At 44.9% G+C, this 18,845-nt stretch carries 17 protein-coding genes; 8 read left to right on the top strand and 9 right to left on the bottom strand.

Features of this window, described 5'->3' with window-relative positions:
• Positions 1-12 precede the first annotated feature (12 nt).
• A complete protein-coding gene (locus N480_RS08800; protein WP_081231803.1) occupies positions 13-621 on the top strand; it encodes a DNA-J related domain-containing protein in 609 nt (202 codons plus the stop codon).
• A gap of 11 nt (positions 622-632) precedes the next feature.
• Here N480_RS08800 and dbpA read toward each other — a convergent pair whose 3' ends face one another.
• Positions 633-2,015: an ATP-dependent RNA helicase DbpA gene (gene dbpA / locus N480_RS08795; protein WP_063372135.1), complete on the bottom strand. Its 1,383-nt coding sequence runs from the start codon at positions 2,013-2,015 to the stop codon at positions 633-635.
• A gap of 225 nt (positions 2,016-2,240) precedes the next feature.
• Between dbpA and N480_RS08790 the strand changes: the two genes are divergently transcribed.
• Both N480_RS08790 and N480_RS08785 read left to right on the top strand, forming a co-directional pair.
• Entirely contained in the window at positions 2,241-3,650 is a 1,410-nt protein-coding gene (locus tag N480_RS08790; RefSeq protein WP_063372134.1) for a M20/M25/M40 family metallo-hydrolase, read from the top strand.
• Between the two features lie 86 nt (positions 3,651-3,736).
• Entirely contained in the window at positions 3,737-4,513 is a 777-nt protein-coding gene (locus N480_RS08785; RefSeq protein ID WP_063372133.1) for a sel1 repeat family protein, read from the top strand.
• Here N480_RS08785 and N480_RS08780 read toward each other — a convergent pair.
• Entirely contained in the window at positions 4,498-7,116 is a 2,619-nt protein-coding gene (locus N480_RS08780) for a GGDEF and EAL domain-containing protein (RefSeq protein WP_231102242.1), read from the bottom strand. The two genes, N480_RS08785 and N480_RS08780, sit on opposite strands and share 16 nt — an antisense overlap.
• A gap of 284 nt (positions 7,117-7,400) precedes the next feature.
• On the opposite strand from N480_RS08780, the gene ubiD reads away from it, so the two are divergent.
• The 3 genes from ubiD to N480_RS08765 all read left to right on the top strand — a co-directional run bounded on the left by ubiD (position 7,401) and on the right by N480_RS08765 (position 10,270).
• Positions 7,401-8,876, top strand: coding sequence for a 4-hydroxy-3-polyprenylbenzoate decarboxylase (gene ubiD, locus N480_RS08775; RefSeq protein WP_063372132.1), 1,476 nt, complete (start codon positions 7,401-7,403; stop codon positions 8,874-8,876).
• 137 nt (positions 8,877-9,013) lie between these two features.
• Positions 9,014-9,727, top strand: coding sequence for an NAD(P)H-flavin reductase (fre, locus tag N480_RS08770; protein ID WP_063372131.1), 714 nt, complete (start codon positions 9,014-9,016; stop codon positions 9,725-9,727).
• Between the two features lie 132 nt (positions 9,728-9,859).
• Positions 9,860-10,270: a CBS domain-containing protein gene (locus tag N480_RS08765; protein ID WP_063372130.1), complete on the top strand. Its 411-nt coding sequence runs from the start codon at positions 9,860-9,862 to the stop codon at positions 10,268-10,270.
• Positions 10,271-10,286: 16 nt separating this feature from the next.
• Here N480_RS08765 and add read toward each other — a convergent pair whose 3' ends face one another.
• From add to cyaY, 7 genes are all read right to left on the bottom strand, one after another.
• A complete protein-coding gene (gene add / locus N480_RS08760) occupies positions 10,287-11,282 on the bottom strand; it encodes an adenosine deaminase (protein ID WP_063372129.1) in 996 nt (331 codons plus the stop codon).
• Positions 11,283-11,485: 203 nt separating this feature from the next.
• Positions 11,486-12,610, bottom strand: coding sequence for a heme biosynthesis protein HemY (locus tag N480_RS08755; protein WP_063372128.1), 1,125 nt, complete (start codon positions 12,608-12,610; stop codon positions 11,486-11,488).
• Complete coding sequence (locus N480_RS08750) at positions 12,607-14,433, bottom strand: uroporphyrinogen-III C-methyltransferase (RefSeq protein WP_063372127.1); 1,827 nt, start codon at positions 14,431-14,433, stop codon at positions 12,607-12,609. Before N480_RS08750 ends, N480_RS08755 begins: the two co-directional genes overlap by 4 nt.
• Position 14,434: 1 nt before the next feature.
• Positions 14,435-15,373: a hydroxymethylbilane synthase gene (gene hemC, locus N480_RS08745; protein WP_063372126.1), complete on the bottom strand. Its 939-nt coding sequence runs from the start codon at positions 15,371-15,373 to the stop codon at positions 14,435-14,437.
• A 19-nt stretch (positions 15,374-15,392) separates the two neighbouring features.
• Entirely contained in the window at positions 15,393-16,256 is an 864-nt protein-coding gene (locus N480_RS08740) for a DUF2914 domain-containing protein (protein WP_063372125.1), read from the bottom strand.
• Between the two features lie 18 nt (positions 16,257-16,274).
• Positions 16,275-16,928 (bottom strand): alpha/beta hydrolase, encoded by a 654-nt coding sequence (locus N480_RS08735; RefSeq protein WP_063372124.1) that lies wholly within the window; start codon positions 16,926-16,928, stop codon positions 16,275-16,277.
• Entirely contained in the window at positions 16,928-17,248 is a 321-nt protein-coding gene (gene cyaY, locus N480_RS08730) for an iron donor protein CyaY (protein ID WP_063372123.1), read from the bottom strand. Before cyaY ends, N480_RS08735 begins: the two co-directional genes overlap by 1 nt.
• A 131-nt stretch (positions 17,249-17,379) precedes the next feature.
• Here cyaY and lptM point away from each other — a divergent pair, with 131 nt between their 5' ends.
• Both lptM and lysA read left to right on the top strand, forming a co-directional pair.
• Positions 17,380-17,556 carry an LPS translocon maturation chaperone LptM gene (gene lptM / locus N480_RS24975; RefSeq protein WP_081231801.1) on the top strand — a complete coding sequence of 59 codons (177 nt, stop codon included), beginning with the start codon at positions 17,380-17,382 and terminating at the stop codon, positions 17,554-17,556.
• A 3-nt stretch (positions 17,557-17,559) separates the two neighbouring features.
• Entirely contained in the window at positions 17,560-18,816 is a 1,257-nt protein-coding gene (lysA, locus tag N480_RS08725; RefSeq protein ID WP_063372122.1) for a diaminopimelate decarboxylase, read from the top strand.
• The last annotated feature ends 29 nt before the right edge of the window (positions 18,817-18,845 follow it).

Genomic DNA, 18,845 nt, shown 5'->3' with positions numbered 1-18,845 from the left:
TGAAGATACACTATGTTTACAGGTCGAACAATGCTCAACCCAATTCTCAATCTTATTTTTGACATTATCTCTGCGACCCCACACATAAAAGTTCATGAGCTCGCACAGCAACTAAAAGCCCTCAATGGATTGCCAGAATTAGATGAGGACAGCCATAAAGACCTGTTTAAAAGAAATTTTTTAATAATGAATGGGCTATATCAATTACAAGACGAACTGTGCGACACACATCATATTGTGCATATCTCAGCATTAGATATCTATATAGAGCATCTGGAGCAGGAAACAGTGAGCTCGGATCACTGCAATTTACCATCACATAATGATCCACTGAAAAGCTATTATTTAGATTGGAACAATTATGACACCAGCAAAGAAGAAATTGAGGCTCTATTAAGTGAGTTTTGGCAAAATTATTTGAGCGTCCAAACGCCCCGCCCCAGTGCTCAAACGCGAGAAGCATTGGTAAAAAAGTGGCGCCTACCCGACGAGTACGACTTGCCTACATTGCAAAAAAAATGGCGAAGACTCGCTTTGTCTTGCCACCCAGATAAAGGCGGCAGTGATCTCGAGTTTAATCAGATTAAACTCGAGTATGACCAACTAAAAACGGCGCTATAATAAAAAAAGCGCTACACCAATCGTTTAGCTTTAATACGTTTACCTTTGATTTTATCGGCATGCAATTTACGAATGGCAGGCTTCACAGCATCTCTATAAATTGCGATATACGCTTGATTATCTTGCACGGTAATGGTGCCAATATGTGCTGCGCCAATCCCATTTTCACCCGTTAGGCAACCAACGATGTCTCCAGCTCGAACTTTTTGCTTTTTGCCCGCGTCGATCACGACCGTCACCATACGGGGTTTATAAACAGGCTTATCAAGCAAGCTCAGTGGGGGTGTTGGCGATGGGTTAAATTCTCTTTCATATAACTCACTGAGCTGCTTCACTTTAAAAGTTTCATTTTCACCATACAGCGAACAGGCAAAGCCTTTTTTGCCGCCACGGCCTGTACGCCCTACCCGGTGCACATGTGTTTGTGGTTCGAGCGCCATATGATAATTTACAACCATATCAATATCTTCGATATCTAACCCGCGGGCAGCAACATCTGTCGCCACCAACACTGAAGCGCTTTTATTTGCAAACCTGAGCAACATCCTCTGACGCTCAATTTGTGCTAAATCCCCATGCAGTACGACCACTTGCAAACCTGTTTCTTGTAACTCACTGAACAGCTTTTTAGTTTCAACTTTGGTATTACAAAATACGATGCAACTTTCTGGCTTATGTTGCAGCAATAGCAACCTTAAAGTATTGAATCTGAGCTTATTATTTTTTAGTGGGAAAAACTGTTGTTTTATCTGCCGATTAAGCGTTTCTATTTCACCTTTAACCAAAGTGGGCGCGCGCATAAAGCGTTGCGACAATTGCTCAATGTCTTTAGGGTAGGTTGCACTAAACATCATTGTCTGACGTGTTTCGGGGAGGTAAACAGCAATACTTTCAATCGCATCAATGAACCCCATATCTAACATTTGGTCAGCTTCATCCAAAGTAAAGTGGCTCACTTGAGTTAAGTCTAATGTCCCCTTAAACAAATGTTCTTCAATTCGACCAGGTGTACCAACCACAATGTGCGCACCGTGTTCCAATGAACTTATTTGCGGCCCGATAGGCTCGCCACCACAAATAGTCAACACTTTCACATTGCCAAGCTCTCTAGCAAGCTTTCTAACTTCTTCAGCAACTTGATTAGCAAGCTCTCTGGTAGGAGCTAAAACAAGCCCTTGGATCTGCTGCGATGTTATGTCTAATTGCTGCAACATGGCCAAGCTAAAAGCCAGAGTTTTACCTGAACCTGTTTTTGCTTGCGCAACGACATCTTTGCCCATTAGTAGCTCTGGTAAACTTTGTGCTTGAATCGGCGTCATTTTGCGGAAGCCAGCTTGACTAAGTGCTGATAGTAACTCTGCACGCAGTGATAATTGAGTAAAAGGCGCGTTCACATGGTATTCCTGACAAATCAAAGTGCGCTGATTTTATCAAAAACCCCGACCTTTGGTATACTATGCAATCACCTCAATAACAGCCGCTTGCAGTCCTGCGCTCACTCAGTTTCACTTTTGCTAACAACTCATAACAGCGCGCTCTTATGCATTTCATCCTATTAACGTTTTAAAGCGTGGATTTCGATGTCAAAATAACCACATCACTACCGACTAAGGAACATTATGAAACGTGCATTTCGTACTTTGATTAAAACCAGCATATTACCACTATTTGCATTCTGTACGAGCTATATCGCGGTAGCTCAGGAATTTACTCAGGCAGAATTAGACACTGTTGCTAAAGTACGTGAACACGCGCGTAACAGCGACTTAAGCTGGCAACTCGTTGAATCTTTAACCACTGAAGTTGGTCCTCGCTTGCCAGGTACCGAGAACGACAAAATGGCCGTAGCATGGGCCAAACAAAAGTTTCAACAACTAGGTTTTGATAAAGTTTGGTTGGAACCATCCAAATTTCCAGAGTGGAGACGTTACCACGAATCTGGATTTATTTTGACGCCGAGCAAGCAACCTCTACACCTAACAGCACTCGGTAATAGCATCAGTACCCCTAAGCAAGGCTTATCGGGTGAAGTCGTATTATTTGAAACTTTTGACGAGTTAATTGCAGCCCCAGCAGGGAGTTTGAAAGGTAAAATTGCATTTATCAATTATCGAATGAACAGAGACATTGACGGTAATGGCTATGGTCCGGCAGTAAAAGCCCGTAACAAAGGCGCGGTAGAAGCAGCCAAAAAAGGGGCAATTGCTTATATGATGCGCTCGGTTAGTACTAGCCATCATAGGTTCGCTCATACGGGAGGGAGCCATTACACTGAAGGAGTCAGTAAAATTCCTGCCACTGCGGTTGCAAACCCTGATGCCGACCAGATCTCACGCCTAGTGGCACTTGGCAAGCCAGTCAAGGTGGAAATGAATATTCAAACAGAAGATTTAGGCGAAGGGACTAGTTACAATGTCATTGGCGAAATCACCGGTTCCAAGTACCCTGAACAGTATGTACTTCTGGGTAGCCATCTCGACTCTTGGGATTTAGGCACTGGTGCCCTAGACGATGGTGCTGGCGTCGCATTAACTATGGCTGCAGCAAAACACATTGCCGATCACACACAACCAGAACGCAGTATTCGTGTGGTGTTATTTGCAGCAGAGGAGCTCGGATTGTGGGGTGCCAAAGCATATTTTAAACATTACGAAGAGCGCTTGAGTAATATTGTCGCAGCAGCCGAATCCGATTTTGGCGCAGATGTCGTGTACGCTTTTGAATCCAATGTAAATGCAGCTTCGCTCCCTGCCGTACGCGAAATTGCAAAACAGCTAAAGCCACTGGGCATTAAATATATTCGTAAAAATACCGCGCGAGGTGGGCCAGATCTGATCCCATTCAAGAAAATGACATCGGCACCAATTTTCGACTTACATCAAGTGGGCACAGACTACTTTGATTATCACCATACGGCCGATGATACACTCGATAAAGTTGACCCAGATAAACTAAAGCAAAATACAGCAGCCTACGCAGTATTTGCACTTATGGCCGCCAATGCACAGACTGCAATGTCAGGTAAGTAGGTCTTTTTGTGTCAAAACTAAGCCATGCTATCTTGGTTTTGACACACTTAATGAAATTTACGGTGTAGCTCACCACGGAGATGGCAATGATCAAAAGCGCCCTGTTTCGTACTCATGATGTGATCACAGCATCAGTCAGCCGCTATAAGGCCATCATTATTGCCTTTTTGCTTATCGGCTTCTGTGGCTATTGGATTGTGCAGCATCAGCAATCGCAAACACAACAATCGATGTGGTTACATGCACCCAAAGTTGACGATGTCATCATGGTCGACTTTGGTAGAATACAAAGTGACCGAGTGTATCAACCGCAATTCCGTGTAGTACAAGTGATAGCGGTTAACTCAGGTTTAGTTACCTTGAAACAGGGTCGTTACACCTATGCAAGAAAACGAGATGCGAAACGAGCCATCCAACTCGATAACCTGATGCTTGATGACTATTTCAAAGCAGAACCCTGGCGTTTAACCCATAGCGAAATTTTAGATTTGTATCAAAGTGGCGGGATCTATGCGGCATACAGGCCCAATGATATCTATGTCCTAGGAGGCATTGTTAAACAGCGTGCACTACCGCATTTCCCAAAACATCAAAGAGCACAATTTTCACCGCAAAATAGCCAAGGTATTAGTCTATATCAACAGGGAGATTTAATTGCCGCGCGCCAGTCATTTGAAGCGGCTGCCAGTAACCAAGATCAGTGGGGGATGTATAACCTCGCGACTATGCTAATTGCAGCAGAAGGCGGAGAGCAAGACTTACCCCGTGCCTTTGAATTGCTCATCAAAGCAAAAGCACAGGGTAATCTAAAAGCACACGAAGCACTGACTTCTCTTTGCCAACTGCATCAAGTGTGTGAGTGAGCCTGCGACTGAGAATACTGCACTAGGAATCGCTCAAAATCATTTGCACTGCTTGGTTTGGCATGCAAATACCCTTGAGTATAATCACACCCTAACTGCTGCAGTAACTCAAGTTGTGCTGGGGTTTCAACCCCTTCAGCGATCACGGTGAGTTTTAATTTACTGGCCATAGACACGATGGCGCTGATAAGCGTCTTATCTTCTTCATCTTCAGGCAAGTCTTTAATAAACGCTCGGTCGATCTTGAGCTTAGACAAAGGAAACCGCTTTAGATAACCCAGCGACGAATAGCCCGTACCGAAGTCATCAATAGCAAGCCCTACTCCCATTTGTCGCAATTGCTCCAACTGCAACTCTATCCCATCTGAATTATCAGCCAGAACAGTCTCAGTAATTTCGAGCGTTAAGCAAGTCGCTGGTAGGCCAGTATCTTTCAGCACTTTATCTACTAAGCTTACAATATCTTGGCGTTTAAACTGAGTGCTAGACACGTTTACAGAAACAAAGAACGGTCTGTCGGTTTTTGTTAGCCATGAGCGAGCCTGTGCACATGCCTGATAAAGCACCCATTCACCCATCGCAAGTATAAGCCCAAGCTCTTCACTAATTGGAATAAAGTCCGCAGGAGACACTTCACCAAGCGCTTCATTATGCCACCGCAACAAAGCCTCACACCCAAGTTTATTGCCTTGACCTACAATCGGTTGGTAAACCACCCTCAGCTCTTGGTTAGCAAGTGCACGATGCAGTGCACCTTCTAATTGGCTGCGCGCTTTGGCATGTTCATGCATAGCCGCCGTGAAGAATTGAAAGCAATTACGACCATTTTCTTTTGCTTTATACATGGCGCTGTCAGCATTTCGTAGTAGCACTTTTCTATCTTCACCATCGTCAGGATAAAATGTGATGCCCATGCTACCGGATACATACGCCTCATGACCTTCAAGGTGGAATGGCTCACTTAATGCGCTGAGAATCTTTTCAGCGACTTTTTCCATATCCCCGATCATTTCCATTTCAGGTAATAACAAAGCAAATTCATCACCACCCAAACGCGCGACTGTATCAGAGTTTCTCGTACATTCTCGGATCCGATTCGCAGCCTCAATCAGCAATAAATCACCAATGTGATGCCCCAACGTATCGTTTACCGCTTTGAAGCGATCTAGGTCGATGAAACACACCGCGACACGGGATTGTTTGCGCTCAGCTTGCGTCAGTGCAATATCAAATTTGGCATGATAGTGATGGCGATTAGCCAGCCCTGTCAAATTATCAAAGTTTGCTTGCTGCCACATCAATTGCTCATTGCGTTTTCGCGAGGTGATATCGTTAAATAGCGCCACATACATGTCGATATCACCATGCTGATCAAACACTGCTGAGACTTGCAACCAACTTGGATAAACCTCGCCATTTTTACGCTTGTTCCATATTTCACCTTCCCAGTGGCCTCGAGAGCTTAAAGCATCGTATAACTGAGTAAAATAAGCGGTATCGTGACGACCAGAATTAAAAATTGCAGGTGTTTTTCCCATGACTTCAGGCCCACTAAAGCCCGTGATCTCCGTAAATGCTTTGTTCACCATCTGAATGCGATTATGCTTGTCAGACACTAACACACCTTCACTTGTCGTCGAGAAAACGGTGCTAGCCAGACGCTGTTCTTGTTCGTCAACCAAACGCTGAGTAATGTTTTGAAGAAGGTAAATGTGGCCATATAAACCACCTGTGTTGTCCAACACATCCGTTTTACTTATTTCGACATCAAGGGTGCCAAAATTCGTATCCAACTTGCATTCCTTAGGCTCAAACTGAGTTGCCTCTACGCATGTGCAATCGTCCAATGCATCAAAGATCAATTGGCCATCTAATTCTCCTAAATCTTGATAAGCAGCACGGTTTGCCGAAACCACCTTTTCATCTGGATCGGTAAAAATGAGGTACTCGCCAATGGCATCAAAAATCGCATTTAGACGTGCTCTTTGATATTCCAAGCGCCGCTTGGTTTTGCGCAAACGCAAAAACCCCCAGCCGAGGATCACCGTCGTGCCTATCAGAATGGCGATTACACTACTGAGTAAAAAGACTTGCACTGTACTGGCGTGTTTTATTTCTTTTGTTTGCAACGCAACTTGCTGTTCCAAATTACTTTGATAATGCCACAACGCATGCTCTAACTTGCGCCGCGCACTAACATCTTGGATCACCGAGAAAAGTAAGGCTTCTCCGTTTGTATTCATAAAAGGCGATGAATAAACCGATACCGTACGGTTTTCTCCATTCGCCAACCGATGTTGAAAAATGAAATAGTTACGCCCTTCATTTAACGCTGATAGCCGCTCTTTCTCTACTTGTTGCGGTGTAAACTGATTAATCTCTTGAATATATAAGCTTTCTAATTGCGTTTTACTGTAGCCGTAAAAGTCTGCAGCCGATTGATTGGCACGCACAATCCTGCCGCTGTCAGGTTCAATCAGCAACATAACTGCACTGTGGTTATCGAATACCTCGGTAGGTAAACCCTGCGCCAAAGATTTCGGAGAAAAGGCTACCACTAGTAAGCATAATGCTAGGTAAACTATTGTTGTTATTGTCTTCAAGTCGCCTCCAATAGATACCCGTCGACTCACTCTGACTATAGCCCAAAGGCCAAACCAAGGAAACATAAGAGTCACAATCAAAAGCAAAAAGCCAATCGATAACAAATCTAGAAGCTCGACATTAACGTATAACGTGCAACAATACTTTGCTAATCACTGACTTCTTTGTCGCAATCAATTAAATAGATTAATTCTATTATTCCTCGCTTTGAGTATGTTAAGAGGGTGGGGAGTTGATATAATTGCTGTCACAGATAGGCTTACTCACTGCGTAATAGGCTAAAATGAAATATAAAGACTTAAGAGAGTTCATCGAATTGCTTGAAAAGCAAGGTGAACTTGTCCGCGTCAGTCAACCCATTTCAACCAAATTAGAAATGACTGAAATAGCAGATCGCACCTTGCGTGCCGGTGGTCCTGCCATTTTATTTGAAAACCCAGAAGGGTTTGATATTCCCGTCCTTGCAAATTTATTTGGCACGCCAAAACGCGTCGCAATGGGCATGGGTCAAACCGATGTCAGCGAGCTTCGTGAAGTTGGTAAGCTCTTGGCATTTCTCAAAGAACCTGAACCACCAAAAGGCATTAAAGAAGCCATAGGCCAAATACCTGTTTTTAAACAAGTACTCAATATGCCGGCCAAGGAGCTAAAGAAAGCGCCTTGTCAGCAAGTTGTATTAAGTGGTGACGATGTAGATTTAACCAAGCTTCCGATTCAGCATTGTTGGCCAGGTGATGCTGCGCCGCTGATCACGTGGGGCCTCACCGTAACCAAAGGGCCACATAAAAAGCGTCAAAACTTAGGTATTTACCGTCAGCAGTTACTGGGCAAAAATAAAATCATCATGCGCTGGTTATCTCATCGCGGCGGCGCATTGGACTATCAAGAGTGGTGCAAAGAACACCCGGGTAAACCCTACCCTGTTTCAGTGGCATTAGGCGCCGATCCAGCCACTATTTTAGGCGCGGTAACCCCTGTGCCAGATACGCTCAGCGAGTATGCATTTGCAGGACTTTTACGTGGCAGCAAGACTGAGGTCGTCAAGTCCATTTCAAATGATCTGCAAGTACCAGCCAGTGCCGAGATTGTGCTTGAAGGATATATTGAACAAGGGGAAACTGCACCTGAAGGGCCTTATGGAGATCACACTGGGTACTACAACGAAGTCGATGATTTTCCAGTCATGACCGTGACTCACATCACGCATCGTGAAAACCCGATTTATCACAGCACTTATACAGGCCGCCCACCAGATGAGCCCGCGATTCTAGGGGTGGCACTTAACGAAGTCTTTGTGCCAATCTTACAAAAGCAATTTCCTGAGATTGTGGATTTTTACCTCCCTCCTGAGGGGTGTTCTTATCGCATGGCAGTCGTCACGATGAAAAAACAATACCCAGGTCATGCAAAGCGCGTGATGATGGGCGTTTGGTCTTTCCTACGCCAGTTTATGTACACTAAATTCGTGATCGTCTGTGATGATGATGTAAATGCGCGTGACTGGAATGACGTAATCTGGGCCATTACTACCCGAATGGATCCGGCAAGAGACACAACCATGATAGAAAGCACGCCAATTGATTATCTCGATTTTGCGTCGCCTGTATCTGGGCTTGGATCTAAGATGGGAATGGATGCAACCAACAAGTGGCCTGGCGAAACAGACAGAGAATGGGGCGTACCCATTGTGATGGACGAAGATGTTAAACGCAAAGTCGATGATATTTGGGACAGCTTAGGCATTATGGATAAGCAATAACATTTTAGTATTGTGCACTTTTAGCAAAGTTTGTTTTACTTTCAGGTAATTTCCAAGCAACGCGATATAACAATATCGCGATTAAATATGTTACAGTGCGCATACTTTCGCCAAGGTGCTTAATAAAAAGGTTTGAAATGCAGATATTAAAAGCGCGTGTAGAGGCTATTTCTCCTCTCACAGAATTTGTTTACAAGGTGCTGTTGAAGCCACAGCAAGACGCAGAATTTTCCGCTGGCCACTATTTACAGCTGGTTCTTGGTGAGAAAGACAAGCGTGCATTTTCGATTGCGAGCAGCCCATCGAATAAACAAGAGCTTGAGCTACATATTGGTGCATCAGGTGCTGACTCTTACGCTATGCAAGCTTTGGAGCATCTGAAAACAGCCCATACAGATGGTATTGATGTCGATTTAGAGGTTGGACTAGGTGTGTCACAAGTACGTCCAGAGCAAGCACGCCCTATCGTCTTGTTAGCCGGTGGTACTGGGTTTTCATACGTAAAGTCAATGGCAGATCATCTTGCAGAAATTAACTACGAGCAACCAGTCTTGTTCTATTGGGGCGTAAAAGAAGAATCTGCACTCTATGCAAAAGCAGAAATGGAAGCGTGGGCTGCAAGCAAAAAGAACTTCCAATTTATTCCTGTCGTTGAAAACGCGACTGATAATTGGCAAGGCCATACTGGCTACGTGCATCAGGCAGTGATGAAAGACATCATCTCTTTAGAACCATATAGTGTATATATGGCTGGCCGCTTTAACATGATTGGCATCGTCCGCGATGACTTTATCAACCATGGTGCCAACCGCGACTTCATGTACGCAGATGCCTTTGCATTTATCAAGTAATGCAAAATAGAGCGCGCAATACTTAAGTTGGGCGCTCAATCTAAAAAACAAATCAAAGTAATATAAATAATCAATTTTAAAAATCAGTCAATTTTGCACATACTACTCCTAACACAAGATAGGAGACATACCATGGCAAACCAATTTATTGAAGACATCATGTCTTTCCAATTCCCAGTTGTCACCCCTGAAACTGAAATTACTGAAGCAATAGAACAGCTGCAAAAATTTGATTTATTTGGTGCGCCCGTGCAAGACAAACACGGTGCGTTAGTGGGTTTTATCTCGGAACAGCAATTGCTCGCGCCTTTGCTACAAAGTAGCTACTTTTGTGATGGTGCAACACAAATATCACAGCTGATGACAACGGAACCGCTCGCTGTTAGCAAGAATACAACGGTGCTAGACTTAGCCACTCAGATGCAACAAGACAAACCCAAAATATACCCAGTTGTTCAGGCTGACAAAGTGATTGCGATAGTCACACGTAGCCATGTGATCAATGCACTGAGAGATAACTATTTAAGCTGCTCAAAACACTGAGCAGCTCAGCCAAAAATTACACGTATTTTTGTAATAAAGCCTGCTTGTCGGCATCACTCAAAAACGCAATTTCAACCGCATTTTTTTGCGCTTTTAGAATATCAGCCTCACTTAGACCTGCAAGCGGCGCAGCTTTGGCAAACTCGTTATCTAACTCAACGCCCTGTACGGCAGGATCGTCCGTATTGATGGTCGCTAAAATACCGTGGTCCAAAAACTGCTTTAGAGGGTGACTTTCGATACTTGCTACTGTACTCGTTTGCAGGTTACTGGTTAAACAAGACTCGATACCGATACGATTATCTCTTAGGAAGTCCATCAACTCAGGGTCTTCAATGGCTTTAACACCGTGGCCAATACGCGTGGCACCAAGCTCTTTAATCGCTTGCCAGATACTGCTCGCACCTTCTGCTTCTCCAGCATGAATCGTCGCACCTAAGTATGCATCTCTAACCTGTCTGAAGTGCTCAATAAATAACTCACCGGGAAAGCCCAGCTCATCACCGGCTAGATCAACCGCCACCAAACTTTCTTTGAAAGCCAATAATGCATCCAGTTCATGCTGACATTTTTCAACACCGAAAGTGCGAGACATGATACCAATCAAGTTCACTTTGATATCACGCCCTTGCGTTGCACTTTTTACACCATCGACAACAGCCTCAACCACACCTTGCGGATGCAAATTATGTGTTTTCGCCATGTAATAAGGACTAAAACGCAGCTCGGTATAATCCATTTTTTGTGCGATTGCATCCTCTACATTTTCTACTGCAATGCGATGACAAGCATCATAGTCACCTAGCACCTTAACACCCCAATCTAGCTTTGCTAGAAACGCCATTAAGTTCGGCGCATTGTCAATCACCTGAACATGGGGGATCAAACCTTCCACATCATTTGCAGGTAATGGCATGTTAAATTTCTGACCGAGTTCTAAAATCGTCTCAGCACGCACGTTACCGTCTAAGTGACGGTGTAAATCAAGTAAAGGTAGTTTGGTATTGATCATAAGGCACTCGGTTTGCAGATAAAATTTTTCAGATCATACGCAGCTTAAGTTTAGATACAAGGACAATTATCCGCAAAGTTCAACTAAACAGACCACTGTTGCTCAAAATGCAAGCACCTATATTGTCAGGCAAAAGGTCCAATAAACCAAAGTGAAAAAGAAGGAGAAATAGACCAGAGCATGAGTACACTGGTCTTGATGTTTTATTGCCCAGTATTGCTGAGCAGCAAATATGCCTTTTCAAATTGACCTGTTTTTGCAAATGCAATCTCAGCTTGGTGCTGCCAAAGCGATTGCCAGGGCGAGTTTGAAAGTGAGTCGAATATCTGAGCAGCAAGGCCATGATCGCCCTCACCATTAGCCATGCACGCCAAACAAAACAATAACTCGGTATGCTCAGGATGTTTCTTAAGTTGTGCTTGAATGGCTTTACGCACTTCGATGTCACCGCCACCAGCAAACTGTAATGTCTCTGCAAGCGCCAAAAACTGAGACTTTTTAAGCATTTTAAGGAGCTCTTTTCTAACCACTTCAAGCTGACCAAAGCGCACACAAGTGTGTATGTAAGCTTCCTGGCTTTGCGCCCGCAATGCCCTCGGCAACGCACTGTGTAATGCGTGAATATCTTTGTCAGTATGACGTAAAATAGCTTCAAAGTAAGACGTGAAAAATTGCGACCATTGCGCGTCAGACCAATGTAATTGCTTATGGCGTTGCTCGACCGTCGATTGCAACGTATCCCAATCTTTTGCCTGTAATAAGGCACTGATATACGCGTTTAACTCTGTTGGCGTTGCTTTTTTCATTTGCGCTTGAGGCGCTAAGGTACTCAGCGCTTGGTTATCTTGCTCAGCAGCCAACCAAAGTTCACTGACTTTACTTTGAGCTGATTCCGATAGTTGTTGTAAGTACTCCCGCGCAACCACTTTCTTACCAGCATATAGCGCCGCCTTAGCTTGAATGGCCAATTGCTGATCACGCCATTTACTTGGAAACTCAGATAACTGCAGCGTGTAGCCAAGGCTGTCAGGTTGGTTGTTTATCAGCGCCCAAACACTTTGTTCAAAGGCATCCTCTTCTCGTTGCTGACGCTTCTTGAAGCGACGCCTTGATAACCCACCAAGCGCTCGCCAAAACACTTTGAAAGCCTTCGCAATTAGCCAAACTGCACACATGCCGACAACTAACATGAACAATAGAGAGACCAGTGTGCTTTCAACGGTATATTGATTAAATGAAACCAGCACATAGCCCTTTTCATCTATCAGTAAATGAGAACTCGCAAGCACTGCAAAAAACAGTAAAAGCACGCCAATTAATCGGATCATTGCAACCACTCCTTCAGTGCCGTTGGAGTTGCCAATTGCACATCGTGATGGGTTCCGAGTTCACTGCGCTTCAACTGTTTTAGCGACTCTGCCAAGCTATCACTCGCGGCGCTATTAAGTTTAAAATAACGACTGAGTGTATCCTCAGCCCCCTCTAGAGCTGCATAATAAACGCTGCTTTGACCATCCAAAAAGGCACTTTGCGCTTGCTGAAGATAGCTGCGCAATTGACTGCGAATGAGCTGTTGCTCTTGCGCATCTAACAGAGGATCAATGACCGGCTTATCGTGTTGCCTAATCGTCAAAAAGTCCGAGCGAATTTTTTGCCAGCTGCGCGACAAGTTAGCTCGCCAGTCATTCACGTCAGTACTGAGCGCCGCGTTATGCTGTTGAGCCTCTTTTGGCTTTTCAATTGTTTTCAACGGCAGGCTATCAACTTGGGACAATAACCCAGCTAGCTCCATATATACGGCTTCAGTATTTGGCTGTGGCTGCGCTTGCAGCTTGGCAATGTCGGTATTAATCGCAAGCAATAATGCATCCGTGCCACTTTCCTGTGACAACGCTTGCTGCAGGCGCTTAAGGACCATCACTGAACCTAAATAGTCGTGCTCGCTAACAGCTTTAAACTCGGCATAACGGGCGAGTGAGCGCAACTCAGAACTTAACGCCCCACCCACTTGCTGACGCGCTTTTAAGAGCGCTTGTTGTAAACTCGCTGTGACTTGTGATTGTTGCTCAGTTAATTGGTTAGCAATGGCTTGCTTTTGCTGTGGCCACTGTGATTGAAGCTGATTAAGCGTGGCCAACGCATTATTGAGTTCAGTCTGCAATTGCTGATTTTGCTGCTGAAGGTTTGACAACGCAGTAAGTTGCTGCGCCTCTTGTTGTTTATCATAAAGAAACAGCCCTGCTGTGGCACCTATGCCACTGAGCGCGACCAACAGCGCAACAACCGCAGTCTTACTAATCTTTGCTTGATGACCGTGTGATACATTGTCTGGTGCTACTGCCGTATTCTGTTCTGATACAGACGTTGTTGCTTCTTGGGTTTTTTCCGTCATTGCGCTGCCCTGTTGGGTAGTTAATTTACAGATGGCCATTAAGAGGGACTGGTTATCAGCACCATCGCTTAAGGTGATCTGCTTATCGGTTATTTTAAACTGTATTTTTAAATGTTGCGCGATGCGCTCGCTCACCACGACAAAATGTCGTGTCTTTAGCCAGCGCAAAAGCGCCGGCTTATGGCAATGAAATATCGCATCGACGGCAGCATTACTGGTTAACACTATACCGTCAATTTGCGCGCCCATCCAGTGGTCTAACCAGTCATCAGCCGATGCTTTAGCGGGAAGTCGCTCATACACGCAACAACTGTTTAGTATCGCTTGCCGAGATTTAAGCGTTTTCGCAATATGGGCCCGACCACCTCGCCCTTTAATCAATGCAATTCGAGCCTGCTCAACTTGCTGCAATTCAGGTAAGGCAACTAGGCCTTCTGAATCTTGTTTTGTGGGCACGATGGCATTGCGAGCAAAGTGATGTTGGATGGCTTCAGCGGTTTGTTGCCCGACGGCGAGTAAGCGATTACTCGTAGGCAGTGCCATGGCGAGTTTTTCTAGTTGTGCAGCGAGGTTAAACACAGCATCTTGTGAGATAAAAATGAGTATTTCAGCTTCACAGACCTCTATAAGTTGGGCCTGTGAAACTTCAACACTGTTGAGCGCCAATACGGGAGTACACAGTGCTAACACACCCTGATTTGCCAACTCAGTGGCAAGTGCTTCCCCTTTTCCTTGCGGCCGAGTGATGGCAAATTTCACATTAAGCGTCTCTGTATACCTCGGCTAAAATCTTATCTGCACCTTGGGCTAGTAGAGATTCAGCCAATTCAACGCCCAATGCTTCAGCCTGCTGTAACGCCCCCGTTTTTTCAGCGCGTAAAATAGTGCTGCCATCCACTGCACCGACCAAACCTCTCAGGTAGATCTGATCGCCTTGTAGCTCAGCGTACGCACCAATCGGGACCTGACATCCGCCCTCAAGGTGACGATTCATTGCACGCTCAGCCAGTACTCTTGCACGTGTTGGCGCATGCTCTAATGGCGCAAGTAAACTCTGCACGCGCGTATCATCACTGCGACACTCAATGCCAACGGCACCTTGACCATTGGCTGGTAAAGACTGTTCAACAGACACATAGCTGGCGATACGCTCAGCCATTTCTAATCGAATTAGGCCAGCCGCTGCCAATATGATGGCATCAAACTCGCCTGCATCTAGCTTAGCTAGTCGAGTATTGACATTGCCACGCAAATCTTTGATTTTTAAATCGGGTCTCATCTCGCGGATTTGACACTGTCTACGCAAGCTTGAAGTGCCTACGACAGCTCCCTCTGGCAACTCGTCAATATGTTGATATTGATTAGAAACAAACGCATCACGAGGGTCTTCGCGCTCACATATTGTGTGCAGCGTAAGGCCTTCAGGAAAATCCACTGGCACATCTTTCATGGAGTGTACGGCGATGTCTGCTCGGCCCTCTAACATGGCCTGCTCAAGCTCTTTGACGAACAGCCCTTTGCCACCAATTTTTGCCAAAGGTGTATCTAAAATCTTGTCACCCTTGGTAGACATGGGCACTAATTCTACAACAAGGCCTGAATGATAATGTTCTAGTTGCGCTTTTACATATTCAGCTTGCCACAGCGCCAGCGCACTTTTACGCGTAGCGATGCGAACAATATTGTTTGTTTCTGTCATGTTTTGCCTTGTCGGCTCTCTAGGGAGCCTTTGCTAAAATTCGAAATGATTTCTGTGCCAACAACTGACCATTTTGTGTAATCACTTCCACCCGCCATTGGCCAGTTTGGCTTGGCATTATATTTTTACTCGAGTAAGTACGAAACCTCGGTGCACTAATTGCCAAGGTGATCTCTGCCATTAGTTGCTCTTGGTGAAACCATAAATGTTGCACCACTTCACCCTGAAGCCCTTTGATCTCGGTAAAGAAATATAGCTTTTCCTCAAACCGATTTTGCTCTACTAGGTGTTTTAGCACATTGACAGGTTCACGGTTTTCAATACCAGAAGTTAGTACTGCGCGGCTGATATGACTGGTATCTACTTTCGCGTTTAGCGCAATACTCGCAATTTGCGCGTCATCTGCAAACCGCGTAACAGAAGCCTCTTCTTGTAATTGAGGCTGTGAGATTTGCGTTTGTTCAGTGTTTTCTGACGTAATCTCTAGTAGATCTTCATCTTCGCTTGCCACATTGGCGACAAGCGGAACTGACTGCTCAACACCTGCAGATTCACTGTTTTGCGCGGTTAGCGCAGACACTTCGGGCACTGCAATCACAGGCTCAGAAATTTGGGCAGTAGACGCTGGTGACTCAGGTGCTTGTGTGTCTGTCGCCTCAACTATTTGTGGTGCGACTGTTTCGGGCTCGCTCGGTACTGTTGTCAGGTCATCTGCATATACCGATTTAAAAACGCCATAAGACAACGCCATAACGCCAAAACTCATCATGGCCAATACAGTAACGATCCTCCGCCAGTGATATTGATAGCTCACAGAATTGGCCTGCTTTGGCTGCGATTGAGCATCAGTCACTTTGGTTTTGATCACTATACGTTGAGTCATTCGTCTGTCCTAATTTCACTATGACAAGCGCGAGATTAACCACGCTCTAATCGCCTTGAGCTCTTCCAAACATACTTGGTGTTCCATAGGATAATCTTGCCAACTTACATCATACCCTTGATTCACGAGCGCATCATAGGCTGTTTTTCCTGCCTGCATGGGCACAACAGGATCATGACTACCATGTGCCATAAATATGTTGAGTGCACTTTGCTGTGCCTCGTCAGCCAACTTTTGCGGCGCGCACATATATGTCGATAAAGCCATAACACCTGCAACTTGGAAAGGTAAACGCGGCGCCAAGTGTAAGCTAATTACGCCACCTTGGGAAAAGCCCGCTAGAATGATTTTATCTGCTGGAATACCTGCTGCAATTTCTTTTTCGATCAGACTAGATACCAAAGCTGCGGACTCTCTGACTCCCGCTTCATCGGCGCGATTTTCAAGATCCATGGTTTTAATGTCATACCAAGCGCGCATTTCCATACCACCATTGACGGTAACAGGTTGTACAGGAGCATGAGGAAAGACAAATCGAACACCCAATTCGTCGGGCAAAGCAAGTTCAGGCGCGATAGGCAAAAAGCCATTGCCCGAGTCACCTAATCCATGTAACCAAATCACCGTTGCCTTGTGTTGCTGCTGTGCAGCATATTCTACAAATTCTAACATCAGTCGTGTTGCCACTCTACTTTTTGACCCGCTTGTCGAGTCGCTGCATCTGACATGAATTGCCAAAACTCAGCTCCCGAGCGGTTATCTATCCATTTATCATCACGCAGTTCAAAGTGATGCCCATTAAATTTTGTTGCTACCCAAACTTGATGCAAAGGTGCTTGTTTGTTGATAATGATCTTAGATTTATCAGCAAAGATGATTTCGAGAATACCAGAGGCAGATTCATAATCTAAATCTGCGTCACAATCGTCAATTTGCTCTTCGATCGTCAGCATCAGTGCTTCAGCTAATTGATGATATTCATGATCTGTCATGGCTAACTCCTTAATTCCGGCAATATACGCCCAACCTTCCCCAATTAGGGAATAAATTTCGACCGCAAAAGCTGCTTTTTTCGCGAATTCTGTTACTCTGCGATTATAAAGGCACTGACATCATTAATCTAATGAAAGCGACATACACTCAATTTAGCTTACTGGCTCTAGTATTGACTAGCACCTTAACGTTATCAGCTTGTGGGCAACGTGGTCCACTGTATTTACCTGAAGATGCAGATAAAAACCGCACTTCTCAGCCACAACCGGAAACACAAGATAAAGCAAAAACTGACGAAAAGGAGTGATAAATGGATTTTTTCCAGTATCAAAATAACGAACTTTTTGCCGAGCAAGTTGCTGTAAAAGACATTGCCAACGAATATGGTACACCGTGCTATGTTTACTCACGCAAAACGTTGGAGCGTCACTATCACGCCTTTACTGATGCAGCTGCCACACACCCTCACTTAGTATGTTACGCCGTCAAGGCCAATAGTAATTTAGCCGTGTTGAATGTCTTGGCAAAGCTGGGGGCTGGTTTTGATATTGTCTCACAGGGTGAGCTCGCGCGGGTATTAAAGGCTGGCGGAGACCCAAGTAAAGTCGTTTTTTCTGGTGTCGCGAAAACGGCTGAAGAAATTACCTTTGCACTAGAGAAACAAATAAAATGTTTCAATGTAGAGTCTAAAGCGGAGCTAGAGCGTATCTCTGACATCGCCTCTAAAATGCAGACTTTAGCACCCGTATCGATTCGAGTTAACCCAGATATTGATGCCAAAACACACCCTTATATTTCTACAGGGTTGAAAGAGAACAAGTTTGGCATCGACATTAAACAAGCGTTTGACGTCTACCAGCTCGCCTGCGCCCTGCCAGGTATTAAAGTCGTAGGAGTTGATTTCCATATTGGTTCACAACTTACCGAAGTTGAACCATTCTTGGCTGCGTTAGATAAAGTACTGGCCTTGGTAGAAACACTTAAAAGTGCAGGCATCGAATTACAACACCTCGATATTGGTGGGGGGTTAGGGGTTCCTTATGACTGTGAGAAACCGCCACACCCCAGCGCCTATGCAGCTCAAGTCATTGAGCGACTTGGTGCCCACTCCCAGTTAGAATTAATTTTCGAACCAGGCCGTGCTATTGCTGCCAATGCCGGCCTGCTGGTCACTAAAGTCGAGTACTTGAAGCCGACCAAAGAAAAACATTTTGCAATTGTAGATGCGGGTATGAATGATATGCTGCGCCCTTCTTTGTATCAGGCATGGCAAGAAATCATCGCTGTTAGTCCACGAAAGGATGACACACCTCAACATACCTATGATGTGGTAGGGCCTGTGTGTGAAACTGGTGACTTTATCGGTAAAGACCGAGTGCTTGCGATTCAACCCGGTGATTTACTTGCACAACGCAGTGCTGGCGCATATGGCTTTACCATGAGTTCAAACTATAATTCAAGACCGAGAGTTGCAGAAATAATGGTAGATGGTGACACCGCGCACTTAGTAAGAGCACGAGAGTCTCTAGAATCTCTATGGCACGGTGAAGCGTTACTTTCAGAATAATAATTGCGTATTTTTATCGCACTCAGTGA

This window comes from Pseudoalteromonas luteoviolacea S2607 (assembly GCF_001625575.1).
Lineage (GTDB): Bacteria > Pseudomonadota > Gammaproteobacteria > Enterobacterales > Alteromonadaceae > Pseudoalteromonas > Pseudoalteromonas luteoviolacea_E.
This window is presented reverse-complemented; position numbering and strand designations above follow the sequence as displayed.

Excerpts from the sequence above, each read along its gene's own strand:
- N480_RS08800 (WP_081231803.1), top strand. The coding sequence starts at position 13 with ATGTTTACAGGTCGAACAATGCTCAACCCAATTCTCAATCTTATTTTT.
- N480_RS08790 (WP_063372134.1), top strand. The coding sequence starts at position 2,241 with ATGAAACGTGCATTTCGTACTTTGATTAAAACCAGCATATTACCACTA.
- N480_RS08785 (WP_063372133.1), top strand. The coding sequence starts at position 3,737 with ATGATCAAAAGCGCCCTGTTTCGTACTCATGATGTGATCACAGCATCA.
- ubiD (WP_063372132.1), top strand. The coding sequence starts at position 7,401 with ATGAAATATAAAGACTTAAGAGAGTTCATCGAATTGCTTGAAAAGCAA.
- fre (WP_063372131.1), top strand. The coding sequence starts at position 9,014 with ATGCAGATATTAAAAGCGCGTGTAGAGGCTATTTCTCCTCTCACAGAA.
- N480_RS08765 (WP_063372130.1), top strand. The coding sequence starts at position 9,860 with ATGGCAAACCAATTTATTGAAGACATCATGTCTTTCCAATTCCCAGTT.
- add (WP_063372129.1), bottom strand. The coding sequence starts at position 11,282 with ATGATCAATACCAAACTACCTTTACTTGATTTACACCGTCACTTAGAC.
- N480_RS08755 (WP_063372128.1), bottom strand. The coding sequence starts at position 12,610 with ATGATCCGATTAATTGGCGTGCTTTTACTGTTTTTTGCAGTGCTTGCG.
- hemC (WP_063372126.1), bottom strand. The coding sequence starts at position 15,373 with ATGACAGAAACAAACAATATTGTTCGCATCGCTACGCGTAAAAGTGCG.
- N480_RS08740 (WP_063372125.1), bottom strand. The coding sequence starts at position 16,256 with ATGACTCAACGTATAGTGATCAAAACCAAAGTGACTGATGCTCAATCG.
- N480_RS08735 (WP_063372124.1), bottom strand. The coding sequence starts at position 16,928 with ATGTTAGAATTTGTAGAATATGCTGCACAGCAGCAACACAAGGCAACG.
- cyaY (WP_063372123.1), bottom strand. The coding sequence starts at position 17,248 with ATGACAGATCATGAATATCATCAATTAGCTGAAGCACTGATGCTGACG.
- lptM (WP_081231801.1), top strand. The coding sequence starts at position 17,380 with ATGAAAGCGACATACACTCAATTTAGCTTACTGGCTCTAGTATTGACT.
- lysA (WP_063372122.1), top strand. The coding sequence starts at position 17,560 with ATGGATTTTTTCCAGTATCAAAATAACGAACTTTTTGCCGAGCAAGTT.